This window comes from Thermoflexus sp., from assembly GCF_025055495.1.
Classification (GTDB): Bacteria; Chloroflexota; Anaerolineae; order Thermoflexales; family Thermoflexaceae; genus Thermoflexus.
Map to the genome: position 1 here is coordinate 1 of NZ_JANWXB010000081.1, position 4118 is coordinate 4118.

The following is a 4118-nucleotide window of genomic DNA, read 5'->3' on the forward strand; positions in this document are numbered from 1 at the left end:
GAAATCCCGCTCGATTGAGGAGAACCAGGATGCTGTCTCGATCTCAAACCGTCCATCTCTCCCTGGATCGCCCAACGGGCAATTTCTGGATCGACGCGGGGACCGTGGTGCTGGTGCGCCGGTTCGGTGCTGGAACATACCCGATCCAAACGATCATGCAAGGGCTGGTGCAACAGCTTGTCCAGCCAAGCGGCAACCGGGGCCAATACTTCGACCCGCAAACTGGGGAGATCCGCGAATACGATAAGGTCAACTGGGTTTATCCGACCAACCTTTTCATCAAGGTCTCCGGCTCCGCTCCTAAGGTTGAAATCGAAGACGAGAAGGAGAAGAAAAAGGACGAGAAGGAGAAGAAAAAATACTTCACGCGCCCCCCTGTCTTCGATCTCAAACTTAAGCTCAGCCAGAAGGCCGGCATCTGCGACATCTGTGGGGATCAGGCGCCCCTCACCGAAGCCACAATGTGGATGTATCCCTTCGTGGTGGATCCCCAGAAATTCGGCACCTTCTACCCCGGCACGAAGCGGGGGCTCCGGCTTTGCGCCCGATGCGCGCTGGCCGGCCTGGCCGGGTATCTGGGATGGCTGTGGAAGGCCCAGGGCCGGGCTGCCCTCCACTTCTTTATCTTCCACACCACCGACCTGTGGGAGCTGGAACGATTCTATCGGGAGGTGATCGATCCACTCCGGCTGGAAGGGGATCGGGGGGGAAACGCCCCGACGGCCTTCGCCGGCCCCTACCTCCACGAAACCACCTGGGGACTTCTCCTCGCCCTCTTCGCCCACGTCCATGCCTCCGATCAGCTTTCCGAAGAGGCCCGCCGCGAGCTGGCCGCCCTGTTCGGGGCCACCGATCAGCCCTCCACCCCCCTTTCTTTGTATGTCATCACCGGCAAGCCCGGCCGGGCCTTCGACATGGAGGCGCTGAAGGAATTCTCGAACCTGCATCGCCTTTATCGGCTTTATGAACGATGGTGGAACCTCCTGCGCGAAAAGGGGATCAGCGACAACCCTCACCGCCAGATCGTCTTCATCTTCGAACAGTTCTGGGCCCAACAGGGACAGAACCGCGAGACCATCTGGCGCGATAAGGTGGCGTGGGCGATCTTGGAGTTCGGTGACCCGTCCCCCTTCATCGAGGCGTTCCTTTACGAAGCTCGCGCCCGTGAGAAGAGCCGCCGCCCGCTGGCCTGGGGGACCATCGAGGTGTTGACCACATACCTGCAGGAGGTTTTCAGCATGGACGAGCAATTCCAGAAAATCCTGGCGGGATTCGGCCATTCCCTCGGGGAGTCCGCGCAGAAGAACAACGAGATGGGCCTGCTCTACGCGCTGCGCAACGCGAAGAATCCGGAGGACTTCTATCGGGTGCTTAACGACGCTCAATTCCGCTTGCAGATCACGATCCCAGAAGCCTTATTGCGCATCGAGAAGGGTGAGCGCATCGCGGGCGTCCCATGGATCCGGGTCAAGACGCTTCTGTCGATCTATGCCATGAACGCCTACCTGCGCAAGGAGAGCCAGCAACCGGGATAACGGCGCCAAAGGCTTCAGAGGGCGTGATCGAATAGCACCCCTGAAAGAGGCCAAACGCGCAAGCCGCATTTTCCTTATGGAGGTCGAAATGAGCAAGGCGATCGTCATCGGCTATCTGTTTAAAGTCTCCGCTGCCAATGTGAACGCTTCCCACACGGAAGGGAACGTGGTGGTCGCCAAGAAGATCACGCTGCCGGACGGCAGCTCCATCCCCTACATCTCGGGGCAGGCGCTCCGGCGGATGCTGCGCGATCGCCTGGAGGAGCTCGGCTATCCGCTCTCCGAACCCTTCGCCCAGGTCAGCGGCCAGGAGGTCACCCCACCCGTCCGCCCCCAGGATTTCATTGACGAGGACCTGTTCGGCTATCTGGATCCCTCCGGCCAGCGGCGGCGCACCTCCCCGGTGCGAGTCTCCACCGCGGTAGGGTTGTTCCCCTTCCAGGGCGACCGAGACCTCGGCACCCGCTCCTTCGAGCGCTTCGGGCAGGCCATGGGCGCCGGTGGAAACATGTTCGAAACCGAACTCTATGCCAACCTCTTCCGGGGGACCATGCTCATCGAACTGGACCGCGTTGGGGTGTTCCGGGCTGCGGAAACGGGCAAAAAAACGGATCAAGCGCTGGAACCGGACAAGCGCAGGGAGCGGCTCCGGAAGCTTCTGGAGGCCCTCGGCCTTCTCTGGGGAGGAGGGCGCACTGCTCGGATGCTGGCCGACCTGTCGCCGAAATTCCTCGCCTACACCCGGCTCCGGGCCAAGCACCCCGTCTTCCTGGAGGCCCTCCTGGCCCAGTTCGAGGACGGCCACTACCTCCTGAAGCTGGAGCCGCTGGCGAACGCCCTGAGGAAATACTCGGGCTACCTTGAACGAACCATCTTCGGGATCGACCCGGGCGTCTTCGGAAACGAGGCAGAAATCCGTGCTGAGCTGAAGAACTTCGGGCCCGTCCTGACCATACGCGAGGCCCTTACAGAAGCCCAGAAAGACGTGGACACGCTATGGAGCGAATCCTCGCCGTGACCGTCCGGGCTCCGGTGGCATCCTTCCGGCGCCCGCTCGACCATAACTACCAGCGAACGCTCCCCCTCCCTCCGCCGACGACGTTGATCGGCATCGCGGGGGCGGCCATGGGGCTTGGCGATCGGAAGCTGTGGGCACCCGATAGCCCAGCGCGCCGGCTCAAGGTCTCCGCGTGGATGGAGGCCGAGCCCGGCCGTGCCCGCGATATGTGGACGGTGCTAAAGATCAAGGGGGGTCGAATCGCCGAGCGTTCGCCCTACTTCCGGGAGCTTCTGTTTTTCACCCGATACGTCCTAATCTATGGAGGCCCGGAGGAAATCCTGACGCAACTAGAACAGGCTTTCCGCGATCCAGCCTACCCGCTGTCCTTAGGCCGCGAGGACGAGCTGGCGGAGGTGGAGGAGATCGCGCTCGCTGAGGCGGAGTTGGGCCAGCCCCGCCTCTACGGCACGGCGGTGCCCCTCGACGTTCGACAACGGCCAGGGATCCGCCTCACCCTGCGGCCCGGAGCAGTCTTCGAGCCCCCGGTGGTGGAAAGGCTCCCCCTGGCCTTCGAAATCGACGCGAGGGGAATTCGCCACCCCGCAGACCCAATCCCCATCAGCTTCTTGCCCCTCGGGGTGGAGCTGGAGGTGCCGGAGATCCGGGCATGGCGATGGAAAGACCGTCATTTCGCATGGATGAATGAAGTCAAAATCCCTCCTCCCTAAACGCTTTAGAGGGCATTGCCCCGTTCCGCCTTCTCCTGCCCCGGAGCGGAGAGATGATTGCACCAGGCCGGTTTTGCTGCCGGTTTGCGCCTTTCAGGCGGGCGGGCATCCGGTTGGCGTTCGTGGGCGCGGCATACGCCACGCCCATTTCTAATGTGCCTATTTCTAATTTCTAAAAAGTGATCCATCCATGCAGCCCTTGCTGGCTAAGCCGGACACCCTCCTCCTGGACCACCTGCTGGAAGTCGCGCACCTGGGCGCTCAGATCGCTGAGCGGCTGGGGCTTTCGGAGCTGTTGCGCGCGAAGGCCCTCCTGGCCTGCGCTCTGCACGACGTCGGCAAGGCCACCGTAGATTTCCAAGAACACATCCGCGGCCAGCGGAAACAGGCCTATCCCCACGCCCTAGCCTCCATGCCCTTCGTGCTGATGGCCGAGCGCTTGGTGAACGCCGCCCTCGGCCTGGACCCGGAACGCCTGGAGGCCACTGCCGCAGTGCTCAGCCATCACTCCCCCCTCAGCGCCCGGTTGTATTTAGGGTATGGGGCTCCGAGGTATTGCCCGGAGATCCAAACCCTCTTAGAGAGCCTGTGGGCGTCGCTAAGTGCCTTCGGGATCCGCGGGCTGCCTTCCTTCGAGTCCTTGCAGATCCAACAGATCCTGGAGCTGATGCGGCAGAATTCCCCTGCCGCCCTGCTTGACGACCGCGGGATCAAATGGGGCAGGGACGAACGCACCCTGCGCGGTCTCCTGCAGAGCCTGCCGACGATGGACTTCGCCCAGGTCAAGGCTGTGCTGCATCTGGCCGACTGGCTGGCCTCGGGGAAGAGGAACGATCCCGGCATCCTTTTCCTGAG

General features: G+C 62.5%; 4 protein-coding genes. All 4 read left to right on the top strand.

Going from position 1 to position 4118, the window contains the following annotated elements:
* Window positions 1–29 precede the first annotated feature (29 nt).
* Window positions 30–1535 carry a hypothetical protein gene (locus NZM16_RS02935; protein ID WP_295478427.1) on the top strand — a complete coding sequence of 502 codons (1506 nt, stop codon included), beginning with the start codon at window positions 30–32 and terminating at the stop codon, window positions 1533–1535.
* An 88-nt stretch (window positions 1536–1623) separates the two neighbouring features.
* Window positions 1624–2553, top strand: a complete 930-nt coding sequence (gene cas7i, locus NZM16_RS02940) for a type I-B CRISPR-associated protein Cas7/Cst2/DevR (protein WP_295478430.1) — start codon at window positions 1624–1626, stop codon at window positions 2551–2553.
* Complete coding sequence (gene cas5, locus NZM16_RS02945) at window positions 2532–3263, top strand: CRISPR-associated protein Cas5 (protein ID WP_295478433.1); 732 nt, start codon at window positions 2532–2534, stop codon at window positions 3261–3263. Before cas7i ends, cas5 begins: the two co-directional genes overlap by 22 nt.
* 190 nt (window positions 3264–3453) lie before the next feature.
* On the top strand, window positions 3454–4118 hold a 665-nt coding region (locus NZM16_RS02950; protein ID WP_295478436.1), incomplete at its 3' end, for a CRISPR-associated endonuclease Cas3''.